Source organism: Sphingobacterium sp. UBA7855 (assembly GCA_002500745.1).
Lineage (GTDB): Bacteria > Bacteroidota > Bacteroidia > Sphingobacteriales > Sphingobacteriaceae > Sphingobacterium.
The window spans coordinates 197,351-217,738 of the sequence record DLST01000001.1 but is presented as its reverse complement, the minus strand read 5'-3'; the positions used below and the strand labels follow the sequence as shown (position 1 = coordinate 217,738).

General features: G+C 38.9%; 15 protein-coding genes. 4 read left to right on the top strand and 11 right to left on the bottom strand.

Annotation, left to right across the window (positions count from 1 at the left end):
- Window positions 1–4: 4 nt before the first annotated feature.
- The 11 genes from B2107_RS00895 to B2107_RS00845 form a co-directional block, all read right to left on the bottom strand.
- Window positions 5–841 carry a phytoene/squalene synthase family protein gene (locus B2107_RS00895; RefSeq protein ID WP_293952266.1) on the bottom strand — a complete coding sequence of 279 codons (837 nt, stop codon included), beginning with the start codon at window positions 839–841 and terminating at the stop codon, window positions 5–7.
- Window positions 842–912: 71 nt separating this feature from the next.
- Window positions 913–1,326 (bottom strand): hydroxyisourate hydrolase, encoded by a 414-nt coding sequence (gene uraH, locus B2107_RS00890; protein ID WP_293952264.1) that lies wholly within the window; start codon window positions 1,324–1,326, stop codon window positions 913–915.
- Window positions 1,327–1,937: 611 nt separating this feature from the next.
- On the bottom strand, window positions 1,938–2,588 hold the full coding sequence (locus B2107_RS00885; protein ID WP_293952262.1) for a MarR family winged helix-turn-helix transcriptional regulator: 651 nt from the start codon (window positions 2,586–2,588) through the stop codon (window positions 1,938–1,940).
- Window positions 2,589–2,687: 99 nt separating this feature from the next.
- Window positions 2,688–2,999, bottom strand: coding sequence for a hypothetical protein (locus tag B2107_RS00880; protein WP_293952260.1), 312 nt, complete (start codon window positions 2,997–2,999; stop codon window positions 2,688–2,690).
- 195 nt (window positions 3,000–3,194) lie between these two features.
- On the bottom strand, window positions 3,195–4,337 hold the full coding sequence (locus B2107_RS00875; RefSeq protein WP_293952258.1) for a TlpA disulfide reductase family protein: 1,143 nt from the start codon (window positions 4,335–4,337) through the stop codon (window positions 3,195–3,197).
- 33 nt (window positions 4,338–4,370) lie between these two features.
- The gene (locus B2107_RS00870; RefSeq protein ID WP_293952256.1) at window positions 4,371–6,005 is read right to left on the bottom strand and encodes a S41 family peptidase; all 1,635 of its coding nucleotides are present in this window, start codon (window positions 6,003–6,005) and stop codon (window positions 4,371–4,373) included.
- A gap of 19 nt (window positions 6,006–6,024) precedes the next feature.
- Window positions 6,025–8,028, bottom strand: coding sequence for a TlpA family protein disulfide reductase (locus tag B2107_RS00865; RefSeq protein ID WP_293952254.1), 2,004 nt, complete (start codon window positions 8,026–8,028; stop codon window positions 6,025–6,027).
- An 11-nt stretch (window positions 8,029–8,039) separates the two neighbouring features.
- Complete coding sequence (locus B2107_RS00860; protein WP_293952252.1) at window positions 8,040–9,398, bottom strand: RagB/SusD family nutrient uptake outer membrane protein; 1,359 nt, start codon at window positions 9,396–9,398, stop codon at window positions 8,040–8,042.
- 11 nt (window positions 9,399–9,409) lie between these two features.
- On the bottom strand, window positions 9,410–12,946 hold the full coding sequence (locus tag B2107_RS00855) for a SusC/RagA family TonB-linked outer membrane protein (RefSeq protein ID WP_293952250.1): 3,537 nt from the start codon (window positions 12,944–12,946) through the stop codon (window positions 9,410–9,412).
- Between the two features lie 27 nt (window positions 12,947–12,973).
- On the bottom strand, window positions 12,974–14,002 hold the full coding sequence (locus B2107_RS00850) for a FecR family protein (RefSeq protein ID WP_293952248.1): 1,029 nt from the start codon (window positions 14,000–14,002) through the stop codon (window positions 12,974–12,976).
- Window positions 14,003–14,175: 173 nt separating this feature from the next.
- Entirely contained in the window at window positions 14,176–14,772 is a 597-nt protein-coding gene (locus tag B2107_RS00845; RefSeq protein ID WP_293952246.1) for an RNA polymerase sigma factor, read from the bottom strand.
- A gap of 295 nt (window positions 14,773–15,067) precedes the next feature.
- Between B2107_RS00845 and B2107_RS00840 the strand changes: the two genes are divergently transcribed.
- The 4 genes from B2107_RS00840 (at window position 15,068) to B2107_RS00825 (ending at window position 20,375) form a co-directional block, all read left to right on the top strand.
- On the top strand, window positions 15,068–17,569 hold the full coding sequence (locus B2107_RS00840) for a TonB-dependent receptor (RefSeq protein WP_293952244.1): 2,502 nt from the start codon (window positions 15,068–15,070) through the stop codon (window positions 17,567–17,569).
- A gap of 306 nt (window positions 17,570–17,875) precedes the next feature.
- Window positions 17,876–18,628, top strand: coding sequence for a histidine kinase (locus B2107_RS00835; RefSeq protein ID WP_293952242.1), 753 nt, complete (start codon window positions 17,876–17,878; stop codon window positions 18,626–18,628).
- Window positions 18,619–19,677 carry a sensor histidine kinase gene (locus B2107_RS00830; protein ID WP_293952240.1) on the top strand — a complete coding sequence of 353 codons (1,059 nt, stop codon included), beginning with the start codon at window positions 18,619–18,621 and terminating at the stop codon, window positions 19,675–19,677. The genes B2107_RS00835 and B2107_RS00830 overlap by 10 nt, the downstream gene beginning before the upstream one ends.
- A complete protein-coding gene (locus B2107_RS00825) occupies window positions 19,674–20,375 on the top strand; it encodes a LytR/AlgR family response regulator transcription factor (protein WP_293952238.1) in 702 nt (233 codons plus the stop codon). The genes B2107_RS00830 and B2107_RS00825 overlap by 4 nt, the downstream gene beginning before the upstream one ends.
- Window positions 20,376–20,388: the final 13 nt, after the last annotated feature.

Sequence of the window (20,388 nt, the reverse complement as noted above, 5' to 3'; positions counted from 1 at the left end):
CAATTTATAAATACGCTATCTTGTACCGTAGATAACTCTTGACTGCAACGAGGCCTTTTTGAAGATTCGGTATCCGAATCCGATTTTCTAAAATTTCTTTTGAAGATTTTCTACGAATCTTGGCAAAAAGTGATAGATAATATTTATAAGCCAAATAAACCCCAAACTTCGCAGATGCGGGCAGTTTTTTTATTCCCAAAAGCCCTTCCTTAAATTCACTGTAAATTTCATGCTCAATCTGACTTTTGATCACATTATCAAAAACTGTCATATCCAAATTGGGAAAATACGTTCGCCCAAGAATATGATAATCCTCTTTAAGATCACGTAAAAAATTTATTTTTTGAAATGCAGATCCGAGTTTCATCGCATAAGGTTTTAACTCTTCATACTGCGCTTTATTTCCCTCTGTAAAAACTTGCAAACACATGAGTCCCACAGCTTCTGCCGAACCATAGATATATTCCCGATAGCGTTCGGCATTGTAATCGACCTTAGTCAGATCCATCTCCATACTATGAAGAAATTGACGAATCAGTTCCGGATCTACCGCATACCTATGTACAGTTTCCTGAAAAGATTGCAATATGGGATTTAAAGAAATTTTCTCTTCTAAAGCACAATTTGTATCTAGATATAAGCGTGCCAAAAGGCGCTTCTTATCATAACCATGAAAACTATCTACAATTTCATCTGCAAGCCGCACATAACCGTAGATTGCATAAATACTATTACGAATGCAGGGTTTTAGTGCCAGGATACCGAGAGAAAAGCTGGTGCTATATTTTTCGGTAGTTCTTTTGCTCACTTCATAAGCGAGTTCATCAAATAGTTTCTTCATGGTCTAATAATTTAGGATCTAACTGCACCTAGAATGAGTAATACGAGATCAAAAAGTCGCTTTCATTTTACCTAGCTGCCTCTATATGTAGAATATCCAAATGGACTTACAGTGATTGGAACATGGTAATGCTTATCGTCTTTTATCTCAAAAATGACTTCAATAAAAGGATAAAAGGTTTCTAGCTTTTGACTGATAAAATAGTTTTCTGTGTAGAACTTAAGTTTATATATCCCTTTATTATCACCCTTTCCAACGACCAAAAAATTACCAATACGGCCATTGTTATCCGTTCTTTCACTGGCTATAGTCATCCATTCCTTATTCGGCATAAGTCTTTCCAAATCAACTTTGACATTTGATGCAGGACTTCCTTTAGAAATATCTAAAATGTGACTTGACAATTGATATTTATTATTTTGTCCATATGCTGTAAATCCAAACAACATACAAAACAGCATGATAAAATATTTATTAATATTCATATCTATTTATTTAAATCTCTTTCATTAACTTATTTACCTAAGATACGGTTTAATCAATGCTCACTCTCTCTAATCAATTTCCGATAACATCCATTTATTACCCAGCTCTATTTACAGCCTATAGTGGAGTAATCATTCGCTATCGAGATCCACCGCTCAATCTAAATAGACCATAAATATACCATTATTGTTTAAATAAATTTAAAACACACTTTTTTAAGTTCAAAAACAAACTAAAACAATAAATAATGCTAAACCCAATATTTTGTAATCTTAATCTTCGTATACATTATCATGCGCTATAATATAAAGCTGCTGATACTACTTAGAAATGGAATAAGAATTCACAGAATTTTATTACCATTTTTCATTAGCCATAAAGAGAAGTTATTCAAAATCTCCCCTCAAATATAGTATATTAAAATTCTAATTTAGTATTAAAAAATACTAAAGTAAAAAATAAATAGACAATAAAATGATTAAAGGTATATATTCAAGCTATAGATCAGTAAAAACAAGATGGTTGAACACATCATTAGACACCTAATAATCAAAAGATTATAAAAAAGCAACTACAGGATATGTATCAAATAACAACGATTGAGCTGAGCCTAATCTTTGTTTAAGTATTGTTCGAGATGGTTAACGTCTCTTTTGTCAATCAAGGTATGATGATGATGATCAAGCTTTGCAAGTAATATAATCAATAGATCACGTTCTTCATTGGAAAGATTTCCAATTAATATATTACCTACAATTTTCATTTTAGGAAGCACTTTAAACAATTCGGAGCGTCCTGCATTGGAAATACATATTGGTTTAGCTCTCTTATCGGAGACTTTGGGTGCCTCTTCGATTAAACCAAGACGCATTAACCTTCGAATCACTTCAGTACCGGAAGCCTTTTCGACTGCATTTTTTCGAATCAGCTCCGTTTGTAGAAGTTTGTCATAAGAAAATAACACCATTAAGAAGGTAAAGTCTTCTGGAGACTGTAGATGAGTTCCTTCAAATGCCATTTTGATATAATGTTTGGCATAACGGTTCATCATCAAAAGTAGTTTTCCTAAATCTTCGGCAGGAAGGTCCCTACCTTCTACGACTGCATGGTCTCCCCCGACTTTCCGTGTTTGAGACATCCCAATTGAATTTTTGAGATACATGTATTTTAGGAAATCATCAAGTGTGCCATCTGCTGATTCATTGGTGCAGTAATCTTCAAGCTCTTCAGCTATTTCGATCAAAAGATCTTTTCTTATCATCACGACTTTCTCTTCTTTACAAATGAAAGAATTTTATTGCGAAAAAAAAATTAAAAGGTCTTGTAGCTATTGGAATGATGAGCAAATAGGGGTCACCGCTTAATCGTCTACTCGCTTTTCACCTATAACGATGTCGCCAACAATGGATCTTAAATAGCCCTCATAAGCGATATTCAGTCCCTCGATGATTGTTGTATCGTGAGCGCCAATATCGCCCAATATTTTCTTATCATCATAGTTATTTCCAACAATGGCTAAAGAACAATTTTGGCTTTGTATCGGAAAAAGTCCGACCCCGATTATTTCCTCTCCAAATTTAACAAACCAAGTTTCTTCACTATGGTCTGTAGTTGTGTTTGGTATATGTATGGCCTGCTTCAGGTCTTCACACTGAATAATATCAAAATTCATCTTGTTTATCGATTTAACATAGATAAGACAGCTTGAAATCGAATATTGTTTTTTGAAACTTTAGAATAGACTATATTAGTCGATTAGGGAGACAATTACGCTATATTAAGTCGATACGGCTGCGTTGAGTTTACAGCCGTACCAACTAAAAAAAAATTTGACGTTACCTATAGGATTTTACAGTGCTCCTATAAACTATTTGGCAAAAATTTCAGCTAGTTTTTTATCTAACTCTTCGCCACGCAAATATTTAGCAATGATTTTTCCATTTGGATCAACCAGGAAATTCATGGGAATAGCCTTGACATCATACATGGCCCCAGCTTCATTTTCCCATCCCTTGAGATCCCCTACCTGTTTCCAAGTCAGGCCATCATCTTGAATAGCTTTTAACCATTTTGCTTTATCAGCGGCTTTATCCATGGAAACTCCTAGAATTTCAAAGCCTTGCTTCTGATATTTCGCATAGGCTTTTACTAAATTTGGATTTTCCCGACGGCAAGGGGCACACCAAGATGCCCAAAAATCAATGAGGACATATTTTCCACGGTAGTCCGATAACTTGACCGGTTTACCGTCGACATCGGGTTGTGTAAAATCTTGTGCTTCTACCCCTTCGCTTGTTTTTTTAACTAGGGCAATACGCTTAGCAAGGTCTTTCCCAAGAATAGAGTTTTGTAAACTCGGATCTAGCGTTCCAAATATTTTTTCGGCTTTGACAGCATCAAACTCTGGTGGTAATGTGGAGTTAAATGCCATCAAAGCCATATAGCTTTTTGGATTTTTGGCGACGTAATCCAATTTTGCATCTATCGTCTGCTGTTGTATCGCATTAGCCCGATCCTCTAGCGTTTTGATATATTTAGGATCTTGTTGATCTGCGAGCGATTTGGATTTATACTCGTTTTCAAGTCCCTCATACTGATCATATATTGGTTTCAGCATGGCATTAACGCGCTCATTTTCATCATTCAAAGGCGATCCAGTTATTTTCGCATGTTTGATAGAATCCGCAGCTGCGAATTTGATCGTTGTTCCTTCTATCAAAAATGCTAATATATCCTGCTTAGGAGGTTTGGCGGGATCAAAAGGAGCATTATCGTGGATGATACGCAAATGTGCTTCCATTGGTGAAGGAATGCTTCCTTTAAACTCAAATTTCCCGTCTTTCATATCTACGGAATCAATCCGCTCTTTTCCGTCATAATTAAGACGAAGATAGGCTTTTGCAGGTTTGTTTAGTTTACCTACAGTCCCTTGCAAGGTATAATTTTGTTGCGCATATCCTAATGCTGGCAATATGCAGGCTAAAGCTAAAGCCCATTTTATATTCTTCATATTGATATAATAATTATTGTACTATTTTAAAATCTATTTAGACACTTTCGCCACGCCTTTTTTCACGCTTTGCCCAACGATATTTGTCTGTAAAAGTTGTTTATAAAGCTTATCATCACGAAGGACTAATAAGGCCTCCCTGAAGCTCTTGTTTGACTCATTTCTGACACGTGCCATATAATCGCCACCGGTGTAAAGCAAAGAAGCAACCTGTGCTTTAAATTCAATATCAATGGCATCATGAGCGTCTAGATGACTTTCCGGGGGGATCGCAATCGATCGCTTATGTGCTCCAGCAACGAGTTGGCGGTGAACTTCTTTAGGAACTTTAAAGCGGGAATTAAATGCATCAAAGTTTGGGTATGCACTAAGAAGCGCTGTGCGATTTTGCTGTACAAATTCAATCCCTCCTTTAGCGACAATACCGTTGTTCATCAGCTGTGCCATCCATGTGCTATATTCATTGGTATCGATAGGCACAAAACGGTCCGGCATAATTCCGCCGCCGCCATATACCGTTCTTTTATTTCCCAATGTACTATACTTTAAGGAATCTGGAAAAGAAATATGTCCTTCTTCCAAAAGCTCTTTGGATGCCATGCGGCGATTAAAATCCTGAAAATAATCTTCCTTCCCTTTTGTGTAGGGTTTCTGAATCGACCGACCAGAGGGGGTATAGTAACGTGCGCCGGTAAGTTGCATTTGTGAACCATCGGATAATGGAACGGGTTTCTGCATTAACCCTTTTCCAAAACTGCGTCGACCGATGACCACGGCGCGATCCCAGTCCTGAAGTGCTCCTGTAACAATTTCACTGGCTGAAGCCGTGGATTCATCAATTAGGACGACCAATTCCCCATCATAAAATTGACCATAACCACCAGTGAAGTAGTAATCTTTCCCGCCTTGGTTTGGTACGGAATAAAACACAATTTTTTCTTTGGGCAAAAACTCGTCAGCGACACCAATAGCAGATTGCACATACCCGCCACCATTACTCTGCAAGTCTAGGATCAATTTTTTCATACCCTGATCTTTAAGACTCTTTAAGGCAGCATCTATTTCCTGACGCGTAGTCTGATTGAAAATTGAAAGGGAAATATAACCAATCTGGTTGTCAACCATATAACTTTCGCGAACAGATCTCTCCAGTATATTTTCGCGAATAATACTTATCTCCTTACTTTCCTTGCTTCCCGGAGATATTATTGTCAATACCACTGGCACATCTTTTTCGCCACGCAATTTTTCCATAATCTCGCGGTTGCCCCATTTTTCCCCATCGATGCTCTCGCCGTCGATCCGGAGTATCTGATCACCCACACGTAATCCTGCACGCATGGCTGGCCCATCAGCATTTACTTTAGAGACGAAAGTCTGCTCATTGTCCTTTAGGAATTGGATACCAATTCCAGCGAAACTTCCACTCATAGCCACATTCATCTGCTCCGCTTCCTCACGACTAGTGTACCGTGAATGGGGATCTAAATCCGATATCATCGCCCTGATCGCTGCATCCACCAAATGCTCTTCATTGACCTGGTCTACATAATTCTGCTGAATAAGCTTCAGTGCCTCTTCAAATTTATATTTTGGATTCATCTGCGCCTGCAGCGACAGCCCCACACCAAGCATTCCCACGAGTAAGCTCGTTGCTTTCCTATTCATATTGTATCTTGATTTAAATCTATTTTTCGTTTTTAAGGATTTCAATAGCAAGGGATAGTTCATCCATCAACTTGCTGGGACTTCCTGAATACCCACCTGAGCAATAGCGCACACGACCGTTTTTAACAATGATTTTGCGCGGAATGGATGAATCACCAAATAAAGGAACCAATTGTCTGAATACAAGGTCTTGCTCGTTGGTCTTTGGATTCACACTGTCGTGCAATAAATTGAAACGGAACCCTTCCCCACGAACATAGTTGACAGACTTATCTTTATAGTTTCCAGTCTGCATGGTTCCTAGCATATATATCGCAACATTTTTATCCTGTGCATACTTGTCGACTAGAAGCTGCATTCCCGGAAATGCCATGATACATGGGCGACACCAAGTAGCCCAAAAATCCACAACCACAATTTTATCTTTCCAGTCTTCTGGTGTAATAAATAGCCCTTCAGCCGTTTCCAAACGAAAGTCAGGCATCGGATGATTGACCCAGTTATGATCTACATAGGCTTGCATTGCAGCTTTTTCTTTATCGGATTTTAAGTCGGCCAGATAAGCTTCATAGCCACTTTCATCATTGGGGTGTCCTTTTAAGTAAATTGATTTAAGTTTGTCAAACATCCGCGGAGTCATCGCATTGTATCGTGCACTCATTTCCAGTAAAGGCAAAATTTGCTTTTCATCGCCAAGCCCTTCTAAAACCTTAAGATTAATTTCATTCAGTTCGGCATTATTGTATTTGCCATCTTCAGAGAGCAGCAGAAAATATTTTCGCGCTTCCGCATATTTTTTCAGATCGTTTAACAAAGAAATATGCGTAAAAAGACGGTCATCCAAATTTTTCACTACATTGGAATCTGCCTGAGCCTGACGATCAAAATCATCTTTGTAGGAATTATCGCCACGACGGGCAATCATTTTGGGTAGGATTGCTTCAGACACCTGATAGAGGCTATCTTTACCGACCATTTTAAACATATAGGCACGCATAATGTTCCAGCGCATCAACTCATTTCCTGTTCTAAAATCGAGATCATCGTATAACTTGGCAAACTTGTCGAGCTGTTTGGTTTCGAAATATGCCGATCCGAGCCCGCGGTATATCGCATAATAGATAAATCCCTGAGCATTGGGACGCTGGCGCCACTGCTGAACGGGAAACCGTTGTAAAAACTTTTCATAGGAAGTGATTATCTCAGCGTTGCTTGGATTGCCACTCATCGTATTACTATAAGCAATAAAACGAGCTGTCGCTCCACTTGGATAATCCGTATTTACACGCTTCTCAATCATTTGTACCACTTCATTGTCTTTTAGTCTTGAACTAGCAAACAGATAAAGCTGACCAAGCACTTCATCGCTTAAATCTTTTTGTTGTAATTGCTGCGTAATCAGTTTTTGGGCATATGCTGGAAAAGCATCTCCCAAAGCCAATTTTTGTAAGTTCATAAATGACTGAAAATAGCGGAACAATTGTTTACCTGATAAAGCAAACTCTTTATCTGCTAAACTTTTCATATAGCCGGCGGGCATAGCAGCCGGCTGCGTATTATAATAAGAAAAAATGCCCCCGCCGGCGATCTCAGGCTGCTGGAAAGCAGCTTCTCCAAGGTATGCGCCAGGAACAGCTTTTCCTTTTGCATCACTTAAAGCTACCGCATAGCCCCGATCCTGATTGTTATCTGTTACGTCGGGATGATCAACATCGCCCTGATAAAATTTTACAGCAATAAAAGCTGTTGTCGATTTGACCGGCAGCACTACAGTCCATAGCCCTGTTGCATTTTTTTGCATGGGAAGACTAATTTGCCGCCATGAAAAATCTTCGAATAGAAAGCAGGCCGCATTTATCGCATCACTAAATTCGAGGTCCTTATCTTTGGCATTGTATAGCACTTGAACAGGTTCAGATGTGCTAGGTTTGTCTGGTTTAAAAACACTGCTGTCAAATCGAGGCTGTGCATATGACACAGCCTGAACAAACAACATTAGTATAAAAATTATTTCTCTTTTCATCTTATCTTATATTACATTGGTCTTTGACCTATTTCTGGATTGAGCTGTAAATATTTATTTGCTACTGGATATACATAGCTGGCACTATTAATTTTGAGCGTGTAGTCTTGATTTATAAATTGCCTTTTAAATTCTTTCGCCAACTTAGCATCGAGATTGAACCGACGCATATCCAACCATCGTAAACCTGTCCCGAAAAACTCGCGACGGCGTTCATCGACTATAAGCTGGAGTGCTTGATCAGCAGAGTTCGCCACTAGAGGTGTAAAATCCTGTTGCTTGAATCGCTTAGCGCGCAGCTTGTTGACAAATTCCATTGCTGTCGCTGTATTTCCTTTTCGCGCCTCAACTTCCGCTTTGATAAGCAACATTTCAGGGACAGAAGGTCCAGCATTAGGAGCACCGGCCATTACATTCATTTTTTTTGAGCGCAATGCGCCACTTGGCATCTGACCGGTACCAGCTTGCATATAAACCGTACGTCGAAGATCTTTAGTGTCAAAAAGAGAAACAAGCTCGGGATTTAATTGTTGATCAATCATTTGTCCCACCTGCTTTAAAAAATAGGTTTCAGGATGATTGAACGGAAGAGGATATCCAGATGCCGATGTAGCGAACTGTTGTAAATCTAAAAGTGTTGCATTGTATTGAAGGGCTGCATCTGCATGCTTAGCGGCCAAATCGAAATTACGCATATGAAGATGTACAATCGCCAACAATGCTTCTACAGCGGCTTTATTGGGATGCCTCTTCGTACTTGCGGTTGTCGGAATATCAACTAATGCTTCTTCCAAATCCTGAAGTATCTGCGCATACACCTGGCCGAGCGATGCCCGCTTTAGCGAAGCAAATAAATCAGGTTGTAGAAGCATTGGTACCCCCATTGCGTTTCCCGCATTCTGCGGGTTATAGATATCTCCATAGAGATTAGCCAAAACGAAATAAGCATACGCTCTTTGGATTTTCGCCTCTGCCAAGAGTGCACGCTTATCCTTCTCTAAACCATCCTGACTTTGCATCACTCCAGCAATGACTTCATTGGCCGTATAAATCTGTTTATAAGGCCTTGACCAGTTCAGATCTTCTGCGTTATCCGGCACAAGTTGCGAGGACCAAATATAAGGCCACGCGTCACTTTCCGTTTGTTGTTGCTGGTATGCCAGGTTAGCGAAAGTGACATCATCACTAGATAATATTGGTGCACTAAAAGTTGGCGAAAATACCGTTGAATTGTTTAAGAGATAAGCATAATCTGTCGTATACTTTAATTCCCTACGATTATACTGCTCGACTTCCACATATTTACGGCAGCCCTGCATAACGGCTGTCAGCGCAAAAATCGATGCAAAAAAAATATATTTTGTTTTCATGCTGTTATTTTTTAAAAGGTGGCGTCAATCGTTAAGAAAAAATTCTTGGTAGGCGGCAAATTATTATAGGAATTTGAGCGTACATAAAGGGGATCAATTCCTAATTTATTTGCTTTCCAAAGAATACCTAAATTTCGTACGGCTGCATTTACACCGACAGATTTAAACGGTGTCCGCTTAAGCGAAGTGGATGGTATACTATATCCTAATGATATTTGTTGAAAGCGTATATGGCTCGCATCAATCACCATTACCTCGGAATCTCTAAACCTGTTATAACTATTTGTATTTATATTTTTTAAGCCCGGGACATTTGTTGTTGCTTCATCACCCGGATTTCGCCAACGCGCTGTCTGCATCTTGTTTGTGTTTAGCACGCCATAGAAAGTACCTTGGTATTGTGGATAATTACCAAATGTTTCCAGACGTTTGACATTTCCCAGATCGTAGGTAATACGAAAGCCAAGATTAATCCCTTTATATGAAAATGTATTCATAAAACCCCCAAAGTAAGGCGCCGTTTTACGTCCCATATACACGAGATCTTCACGGACAAATAAATTTCGCCCTCCCTGCGTACTTTTTACGATTTCACCGTTGGCTTTGGCGATTTGTGACTGTCCTGTCTCATCGAGGCCGGCCCACTTATAGCCGTATAGATAATCCAACGGCATCCCTTCTAGTAAAGAACCACTGATGTAGTGACTAATATCTTTTGCTATTAAACGTGAATCCGTAACTTTATTGGTGTTGTAAGAAAAATTAAGGATGGAACTCCATGAAAAGTCTTTCTTGCGAATGAGAAGTCCCTGAATACCCAGATCGATCCCATTAGATTGCATCGTTCCACCATTAAATTGGAGGTCTGTCCATCCATATGTCGCATTATAAGGAAAACTATATAGGATATCACGCGTATGTTTTTTATAAAGATCAAATGCTATGTTTAATCTGTTATTGATCAAACCGATATCAAGTCCGTAATTTTGTGTATACACTTTTTCCCATCCAACCTCAGGATTTCGTGGCTGCGATATTGACGCCGGTATTTCACCTGTTGCATAATCAGCCCCTTCAACGCTGATGATGGTAACATTGGATCCACCCTGTGGCACTGTACCACCCACACCATAGGTAACACGTAAATTCAGCGCATTCAGCCAATTGACTTCTTGCATAAAACGTTCGGATTTGATATTCCATTTGGCACCAGCTGACCAGATTGGTTTGGCTCGCTTCGATCTGGAAATACCAACCAACGTAAGATCGTCAAAACGTGCACTTGCAGACAAAATGTACCTATCCTTAAGAAATGATAATGCTCCATTTGAATAATAAGACATCTTGCGTAGGTTAGCTCTGCTAATTCCATCCGAACCTGTAAGCGACTGCTGCCAGCCCTCGATACCCATAAAGCTACCAAGTTGATTATAAGGAGCCATTGAATAAGTATCTTCGTTAAAACCATATCCCGTTTGTGATGAGTTAAAACCGGTTTCAGAACTAATCTCTGCTCCTGCAAGAAGATTTAAACTAACGAAGTCACCCCATGATTTGTTGACATTACCTTGCAAGCGAATATTGTACTGTGTGGCATTTTGGTCTCGCAATGCGATTCTCCCGCCTTGAACGAAATTTCTGGTGAACGTATTATTTTGGAAATTGACAGTAGAATAATAATTTAAAAAGTCACGCATCGAATAACTTTTTAATTCGTCAAGATTTCGACTGTTCGCAATGGTACGTTGAAGCATACCTGATAGGCTAATGTTGGCCCAGCTATTCACTTTGGCGTTGAGATCAGCATTAATCCTTATCCGATTGTCTGAAGTGGTATATTTGTTATAATCCAATTCATCTACTGGGCTATAGGTCCAGTCGTACAATCCAATATCTTTTAGATTTGCTGCTACAGACTCTGTAAAACGCAATGATCGCCGATTTCTACTCCCATCGGGATTAACCAATAATTCGTATGGCCGTAATCCCTCAGTCGAATTGCCGATGGAGTTTGCCGCAACTTGATTAGCAATCGTATTCGTATAATTATAATTCAATCCAGTTGTCAAACTTACTCGTTGATTTAAAAAGTTTGTCGATAAAGTCGAATTCATAAAAAAAGACTGCGCCTGATTGGATCGAAATACTGGAACATCCTTTGCGTAGCTGCCCGAGAATGCATAAGTTGTTCTTCCATTTCCACCTGAAAGGGAAAGGTTATGCTGTTGGGTCACTGCATGCTGTAGCAAGTATTTGCGAATTTGGCTGGTATTGTCAATTTGACCTAAACGGTCGAGCTGTTTAGCTAATTCATCATCGCTGATCAATCCCTTTTTATTTTTATACATCCACTGAACCGCTTCACTAGCAGGCTTATTGGTATTAAAAGGTAGCCATGAAGAATTCCAATCTTCTGGATCAGCTATCCAGCCGTAACCAAACATCTCTTTTTCAAAATCAATATACTGTGCAGTCGTCATTCTATCGAGCTTATTGAGATCAGCTGGAGCTGAAATACTCAAGCTTGTATTATAAGAAATGACGGGTTCGCCTATACGTCCTTTTTTTGTTTCAATGACGATAACACCATTTGCAGCCTGCGCACCCCATATGGAAGCTGCTGCCGCATCTTTAAGTACGGTAATACTTTCGATATCTGCCGGATTTAAACGACTCAATATGGAATTGCTGGCAAATTGCGTGGTATTTTTTACCAAGTCCTGATCGATCGCGGGAAAGCCATCGATAACAATAAGTGGACGCTTAGAATCACCGTCTGTGTTGAAACTATTTACTCCCCTGACGGTGACTGAATTCTTCACCGGGTCAACCTGTACGCCCGGAATCATGCCTGCAATGCGGTCCAAAAGATTAACGGATGGTACTTCCTTCAACTGTTTAGCGGTAATTTGTCCAAACGCCCCAGTTGCCCGATCTTTCGCGATTTTTTGGTATCCTGTCGACACAACTTCAACCTCATCCAGTTGATTGTTAACCGAACCCAAGGTGACATTGATCTGTGTTTCGCTGCCGATTACCTTTCGGGTAGGCTCCATCCCAACATAAGAAAAAATGATTGCCTCTGCTGGATCCTTCAGGCGAAGGGTATAGCTTCCATCACTACTAGTGGTTACACCCGATCGTACGGCATAGCCATCCGGTATGACAGTAACACCAGCAAGTGCTATCCCGTTATTGTCTTTAACCTTGCCCGTAATGACTTTCCAGAAGCGGTCGTCTCCATCATTGTCACGTTTACCCCGCGAATCTTTTATAATCGTGAAATAATTGTTCTGTACATAAAGGAATAAGAAGTTGTTTGGATAAAGAAGTTCTTTTAACACGGTCTCCACAGGAAGCCTTTTGTTTTTTGGAATATCCTCACTGTTAACAAAGGCATCCCGGATCAACCCCTCTTCATAGGAAAATTTAGTTCCGTAGATCCGGGTAACTTCGCTAAGAGCCTGACTGAGACTCGCTCTTTTTTGCGCAAAACTACCCGTGGTACTCAGCAGGCAGACTATAGGCACAAGTAATTTAGTTTTCATAAATTTCGATTGATTAGTGCTCGTTTTTTAATTAGGTTTTATTATTATTTGTTTGTTTTTCATTTCGATGTTTACATTCATGGTATGTTTGATAACAAAGAGGATGTCATCTATTTTTTTGATTGGTATAACACCTGTAAATCGCTTATTGAGCAATGTTGAATCTTCTACGACAACTTGATAGCCATAGTTATCTTCCAACACATCTACAATATTTGCTAAGCTGCTATGCTCAATACTGAGTTCACCGCGCGTCCAGGATAGCACCCTATTGGCATCGTTATTAACAACACGATTTTCCTTTGCCGATGAATCATAGACAAAAGTCTCTCCTGGTTTTAGGATACGATCTTCACCGTTTTGTCCCTGAATACGGACACTTCCCTCAAACAGCGCCACTTCAATACGCCCACGGCGGTCCTTTACATTAAACTTTGTCCCCAAAACAGTTAATGAAAGGTCGCCCACATGTACAACAAAGAAGTCGCTTTCGCGCAGGCGATTTTTAACGGCGGTGTGCTTTACCTCGAACATGCCTTCTCCTTCAAGCCAAACTTCGCGCGGTTTATCCGTTTTCCAACTGCGGATGTATGAAATGTGAGAATTACTATTTAGCCTGATGATAGAAGAATCCGGAAGAGAAAGCAGACGATGTTCGCCGAAGGCCGTATTGGTCTCCTTAGTCCCAAATTGACTAACATCATATGCCACCATAATGAATACCAAGATGGCTGCTGCAGAGGCTGTCCACCGGAATAAAGTGCGTAAGATTCGACTACGGTGTTTTTTGCTTTCGTATATTGGAATTTGTGCTTGAATCCTCTCCCAGCGCTGTTCACTACCTAAGGTACTTTTTGCAGTCGTCTGATTTTGGATCAATAAAATCCATGTTTTGGCAAGCGCCATTTCGTCTGAAAGATGTGGATAATAAAGACTAAGTTCAGACCAAAAATCGGTTGAGGCGTCTGCCGGCATTAAAGCCGCCAATACAAAATCCTCATCCGCAAAAAAATCTGCCGACTTATAATCTTTATATTTTGATAATCGAGAGTTCATACTGTTTTATATAGGTTACACCTCTCGACAGAATTTTACCCCAATAAATTATATTTTTTTTAAAAAAAATAGACTTCCTCAACCAAATCATCATCAAACCGCGCTAACACAGACTATGATTGTAAATATTACCTATTATTTATTCGAGTGAAATTTGAAGATAGGTGAAAAATTTAAGGATAACGTAGCGTGTTAAGTACATGCAGTAAAACCAATAAACCAAACGCACCAAAATGTTTTCGCAAACTATCGAGGGCCCTATAGTACAATTTATAGGTATCTTTTGTAGAGAGTCCCATAATTTCGGCGATTTCGTCATACGGCAATTCTTCAAAAAACCGGAGGTGTATAACTTCTCTTTGGCGTGCTGTCATCTGCTGCAGTGCCTGATCAAGCTTATCTCTAATCTCCTGCGCACGCTCTTGACGGATCATACTGAGATCGTGAGGTAATTCAATAGTAAACGGCAAATAGTCAAGGGAAGATTGCGTAACATCTGCCCTTCGCAGCGATTGTTCTATTTTCTTGATCAACGTCCTTCGAAACGCTTTAAAAAGATAATTCTTTACAGCAACATCTGCACTTAAGGTATCTTTGTTGCACCATAGCTTTACAAATAGCTCTTGAATACTATCCTCGATGATTTCTTCGTCTTGCGTAAATTTAAATCCATAATTGAACAACAGGTGGTTGTAGCGTTCAAAAAGTATTTTGAACGAAGGTTCATGTCCAACTTGAAACATTTGCCAAATCTGTTGATCAGAGTTCATTTATAAATTTGAGCCGTTTTGCTTTTCAGTTTAAGTAGATAAAATTTAATTCAAATCTAGTAATTTTTTTTGATCAATCTAATCATTGATTAGATCTGCGTAAGCAATACTATTCAGCCTATTTTTGATTGTGTCCCTATTTATTAACCGATTTCCAATTGGTCGGGAACTACCTATACGATTTCATTTACCCTAACAATACCTATTTCTGTCGCTACTATCACGCATTTCATCTCATATTCCTAACACAACTTCGCTGAACTGATAAATTTGAACCGTAATCAGATTTTGAAGAATGAACAGAAAAGAAACAATAGAACAGATCTCGAAACTATCTCAAGTAACAGCTGCAGACTGTGAAAAAGTCCTCACTGCTCTCGAAATCGTGCTTGGCCAAAAATTATCGAAAAAAAAAGGATTTCGGTACAGCTTCAACTTACTCTATAAAATTATGGAAAAATTAAAGGATAAAATCGTTATTATATTGTTTTTCACCTTAATTTCTACGGCTGTTCATGGTCAAATTTCCCTAACACAAAAAATAGGCGGAGTCGTTACCGATCGATTGTCCGGTAAGCAACTTGCTGCAGTGTCCATCCGGGTAATGGAAAAACCAGATTTGGTTGCAGTAACCTCCGATAAAGGGGAATTCGTTTTTCCTAATCTTCCAGTCGGAAGATATACCGTACAGGCTTATTGCCTAGGTTACGAGCTTACAGTGATTAAAGAGATTATGCTAACTTCTCAAAAAGAGGTCGCATTAGAAATTGCGATGGATCCGACACATTATACCTTGAATGACGTGGTCGTGGTAGCCAATAAGGAACGAGCTTCTAATAAAATGGCTCTTACTGGGGGGCGTTTACTTCGGATTGAGGAAGTTAATCGGTATGCCGGTGGAATGGACGACCCCGCCCGTCTGGTTAGTTCTTTTGCCGGAGTAGCTACAAGTCTGGGAAATAATGGCATCTCAGTACATGGGAATGCTCCAAGTATGCTTCAATGGAAACTTGAGGGAATAGAAATACCAAATCCAAATCACTTTGCAGATATAGCGACTTTGGGCGGCGGCATACTGACTTCATTGAGCACAAATGTCTTAGCCAATTCGGACTTCTATACTAGCGCCTTTCCTGCAGAATATAACAATGCCGTATCAGGGGTGTTTGACCTCAAATTGCGGACGGGAAATAATACGAAACATGAACATACCTTCCAGGCAGGCTTATTAGGCTTGGATTTCGCTTCGGAAGGACCTTTTAGCAGGAATAATCATGCCTCTTATTTGGTTAATTACCGCTATTCTACAACAGGCTTGATGAGCAAACTTAGCGCAGGGGAAACTAATGGACAATTATTGGATTATCAGGATCTCAATTTTAAATTAAACTTCCCAAGCAAGCATAAAGGAACTTTTTCAATGTGGGGGAACGCACTAGTCGATAGGTTTCGAACAAAAAAAGAACCGGAATCAAGCTGGACGTATGCGGATGATCATAAATCCTCAAAAACAGATCAGATGTCTGCAGCAGCCGGAATTACCCACCGCTATTTTTTTGAGCATGGCGGAATTCTTCGTACCACTTTGGCTACGACCTATTCGAATAATAAGGCAACCGAAGATATCATCAACGATCGTACCGAAATGCCCTATTTAAATTTAAGAAACCGCTATACTAACTTGATTCTAACATCGTCTTTTGATAAAAAATATGCGGAGAAGCATAGCAATAAAACCGGCTTTACGGTAACAAACATGTATTACAATACCCAGCTGGATCGTTCACCTTTTGTAGGCAAACCACTGCAGGCAATTTCCGAAGGAAAAGGAACGACCACATTGCTTTCCGCTTACAGCAGTTCATTAATTGAATTTAACAAAAAAATCTATGTTACATTAGGGCTAAATGCACAGCTATTAACCCTGAATAACCATTGGACCGTTGAACCAAGAGCTGCTATTAAGTGGTTTTCAGGACCTAAAAGCTCAATTGCTATGGCTTATGGACTACATAGCAGAATGGAGAAGATGGACGTATACCTTGTAAAAGATAAAGCCAATGGCCAACTACTCAACAAGGATGTTGATTTCACCAAAGCACACCATCTGTCTTTGTCCTATCAATACAAAATGTCGGATAACATGCGTATAAAACTAGAACCATTTTATCAATATCTTTTCCATGTACCAGTGATTGCGGATAGCTCATATTCCATCCTTAACCGCAACCTATTCTACGTGGAAGATGCCTTGGTAAACCGGGGAAAAGGACAGCATGTCGGATTGGATATTACAATCGAGCGCTACTTACAGAAAGGTTTTTATTATATGTTGACAGCCTCACTATTTGACGCAAAATTTGCGGGTGGTGACGCCATTTGGCATAACGGCAAATTTAACAGGCGTTTCATCATAAATGGATTGACAGGCAAAGAATGGTTTATAAACAAACAACAACAGGATCTACTAAGCGTTAACCTAAAATTGACCCTACAAGGCGGAGAACGCTATGCTCCTGTACTGGAAAAATATTCCCTTAATCATCCCGATAAAGAAATCCAATACGAGGAAAAAAATGCATTTGCCAAACAATTCTCCCCCATGTTTATCGCTAATTATTCGATAAGTTATAGACTTAACAGATTGAACCGATCACACGAGATTGCAATTAAATGGCTGAATGTTACGGGCGCAAAAGAGTATTATGGGCATCAATACAATCTAAAGACAGGATTCATAGAGCCTAAAAAACAGGCAACATCACTTTTTAATATACTGTATCGAATGGATTTTTAATGTAATTTTAGTACCTGTATGAGCCAAAACAAACTATACCATTTTTTATTTGACTCCAATTATAGGCTATGGAGGCATCTGATCTTTATTTTAACCTTAGCTATTATTACTTTTAATCAAACATTTATCGTGTATCAAGACAATATGTCTGCGTTGGGAAACACGGTCTTTTTAATTTGTTTTCTCTCATTTGTCACTTACCTACTAACAACATATCTAAATTATTTATATCTCATACCAAAGTTCTTGTTAAAGGAGAACTACACCCTTTATATCGTTTTGTTAATATGTATTGTTGTAGCGCTTATGGGCTTTACGCTTGTGTTAGAATATGCCATACGCACAAGTTTAAGCCTACCGCATCGCATAACGTCCTATAGCAATCCCATTATCCTAATAGACAGCCTATCTTCCTCAGCAATGACGATAATCTGTCTATGGAGCATGTCCGTTATAAAACTCTTTCGAAAGTGGAATAAAAAGAACGAAGATGTGATGATGCTCGAGCAGAACTTCCTTGAAATAGAAGTAAACAAACTGAAAGGGCAAGTTTCGCCAATATTTATGTCGAGAGCCTTACGCAAAGCGGCATTAATAACCGCATCACATCCGCAAAAAGCGTCGCAGATATTGATGTTACTCGGTCATTTACTACGCTACCAACTCTATGACTGCGATAGGAATAAAGTTTTTCTTAATTCAGAAATAATCTTCCTAAAAAACCTACTACAATTAAAAAAATTCGTTGAAGATAGCCATTTTGAATATGTTTTGGAGGTAAAGGGAAAAACTAACAATTTGCTGATTTCTCCCCTTTTATTAATCGTGTTGATACAGTCGTTACTGATAGCAAATGAAATAAAAAGCTTAAATATTGACCTTATAATTTCAGAAAAAAAAATACGCTTTATCGTAAACTATGAGAACACCTATCTACTACCCCCAGAATATAAAATGGAAATAACGGACAAATTAAATATGCTCTATCCCGATTTATATATATTTACTATTCAATCCGGAATTATCAGTCTTCAAGTAGATCTTAACGAATGGAAATAGCCGTAGAAAATAAAGAAATTGCTTTCTTAATTGAAGATCGCTACAGCGTACAAAGACATCTTTGTATGCAACTATTTATGCTGTTAATTACAATTGGGGTATTCTTTGATGCGCCTGATAAACTGAACCTATCTTTCGACAGAACGTGCGGTTGGGCATCCTACTATTTATTTATGAATATGCTGGTTTATGTAAACGTTTACCTATTATTCCCCTACTTTTTGGCCAAAGATAAACTGATACATTATTTAATCGCTGCCGTCTTATTTTCCCTGCTTGCGCTTGTGATCGTGATGTTCCTACAACATATGTTCTACGATATCGCAGTCAGCCGAAATGATCCCAGCCCTATGGCAATACTGCTAAGTTTAGCATCCAGCCTATTGGCAATCATCCTATTTATTGTCGGCACTTCATCCCTTTTGCTATTTAAGCCTTTAATAAAAAGCAAGATGAAACAGCAGGAGTTGCTCAAAGCGACTACTGAGTCGGAACTCAAATTTCTAAAGAGTCAAATTAATCCTCATTTTTTATTCAATACGATTAATAATGCCAATATACTGGTGGATGAAGATCCTAACATGGCAGCCCATATTTTAACCAAACTGGATGACCTATTGCAATACCAGTTCACTAACAGCAGCAGGGATAAAGTTTCATTGTCTGACGATCTAAGTCTATTGACAGACTACCTGGAATTGGAGAAAGTCAGAAGGGACCAATTTGAATTCAATATAAAAATTTGGGGAGACAGCAATAAGGTAATTGTTGCTCCTCTGTTATTCATCCCATTTGTGGAAAATGCTGTTAAACATAATCTGAACAGTAATGGCATATCTTATGTTAATATATCCTTTCAATTAGCAAAAGAATCCCTTATTTTTATATGCGAAAATTCGAAATCTATAAACCAAAGGCAAACAGAAAGGGGAGGCATCGGATTGAGTAATATCGTCCGTAGATTACAGTTGCTTTACGAAAATCGACACGCCTTAGAAATAGAAGAAACAGAACAAAATTATATCGTAAAATTAACGCTAATAGTATGAGATGTATCATTGTAGATGACGAGCCTATAGCGCGAAAAGGAATACAGAAACTAGTCGATCAGATTGCATCTCTTGAACTGCTTGAAAGTTTCAACAATGCTGTTTCTGCGGGTATATTTATACAACAAAATGCTGTTGATTTAATCTTTCTGGATATCAATATGCCGGAGATTAACGGAATTGAGTTTGCACAAAATATTCCCAAAAATACGCTTGTGATTTTCACCACGGCTTATTCCGAATATGCCGTAGATAGCTATGAAGTCGATGCAATCGATTATCTTGTCAAACCTATTGACGCCGTTCGTTTTCGTAAAGCTGTAGATAAGGCGATTGTCTATCACCGACTTCTTTTGGATGAAGAAAATAAAAATTTAGAGCAAATCACGGGTCATTATATCTTTGTAAAATCCGACCGTAGATTTTTTAAGATCAATCTCAGCGAAATTCTTTTTATTGAATCTCTTAAAGATTATGTCATTTTCCAAATGGAAAATCAACGCGTAATTACACGTATGACCATAAAGAATATACATGAGTGGCTTCCAAAATCTATTTTCTTACGAATAAATCGCTCATACATCATTAATAAAAATAAAATCGACTCATTTGACCATAATGACGTCTTCATCGACAAATATGAAATCGCGATTGGCAAAACTTATCATGATACATTTTTTCAAGAGATCCTTGCTTAATGCGGTTTAATTT

What these genes read in the sequence shown, in the direction of transcription:
- B2107_RS00895 (WP_293952266.1), bottom strand. Translation starts at nt 841, where the DNA reads ATGAAGAAACTATTTGATGAACTCGCTTATGAAGTGAGCAAAAGAACT.
- uraH (WP_293952264.1), bottom strand. Translation starts at nt 1,326, where the DNA reads ATGAATATTAATAAATATTTTATCATGCTGTTTTGTATGTTGTTTGGA.
- B2107_RS00885 (WP_293952262.1), bottom strand. Translation starts at nt 2,588, where the DNA reads ATGATAAGAAAAGATCTTTTGATCGAAATAGCTGAAGAGCTTGAAGAT.
- B2107_RS00880 (WP_293952260.1), bottom strand. Translation starts at nt 2,999, where the DNA reads ATGAATTTTGATATTATTCAGTGTGAAGACCTGAAGCAGGCCATACAT.
- B2107_RS00875 (WP_293952258.1), bottom strand. Translation starts at nt 4,337, where the DNA reads ATGAAGAATATAAAATGGGCTTTAGCTTTAGCCTGCATATTGCCAGCA.
- B2107_RS00870 (WP_293952256.1), bottom strand. Translation starts at nt 6,005, where the DNA reads ATGAATAGGAAAGCAACGAGCTTACTCGTGGGAATGCTTGGTGTGGGG.
- B2107_RS00865 (WP_293952254.1), bottom strand. Translation starts at nt 8,028, where the DNA reads ATGAAAAGAGAAATAATTTTTATACTAATGTTGTTTGTTCAGGCTGTG.
- B2107_RS00860 (WP_293952252.1), bottom strand. Translation starts at nt 9,398, where the DNA reads ATGAAAACAAAATATATTTTTTTTGCATCGATTTTTGCGCTGACAGCC.
- B2107_RS00855 (WP_293952250.1), bottom strand. Translation starts at nt 12,946, where the DNA reads ATGAAAACTAAATTACTTGTGCCTATAGTCTGCCTGCTGAGTACCACG.
- B2107_RS00850 (WP_293952248.1), bottom strand. Translation starts at nt 14,002, where the DNA reads ATGAACTCTCGATTATCAAAATATAAAGATTATAAGTCGGCAGATTTT.
- B2107_RS00845 (WP_293952246.1), bottom strand. Translation starts at nt 14,772, where the DNA reads ATGAACTCTGATCAACAGATTTGGCAAATGTTTCAAGTTGGACATGAA.
- B2107_RS00840 (WP_293952244.1), top strand. Translation starts at nt 15,068, where the DNA reads ATGAACAGAAAAGAAACAATAGAACAGATCTCGAAACTATCTCAAGTA.
- B2107_RS00835 (WP_293952242.1), top strand. Translation starts at nt 17,876, where the DNA reads ATGGGCTTTACGCTTGTGTTAGAATATGCCATACGCACAAGTTTAAGC.
- B2107_RS00830 (WP_293952240.1), top strand. Translation starts at nt 18,619, where the DNA reads ATGGAAATAGCCGTAGAAAATAAAGAAATTGCTTTCTTAATTGAAGAT.
- B2107_RS00825 (WP_293952238.1), top strand. Translation starts at nt 19,674, where the DNA reads ATGAGATGTATCATTGTAGATGACGAGCCTATAGCGCGAAAAGGAATA.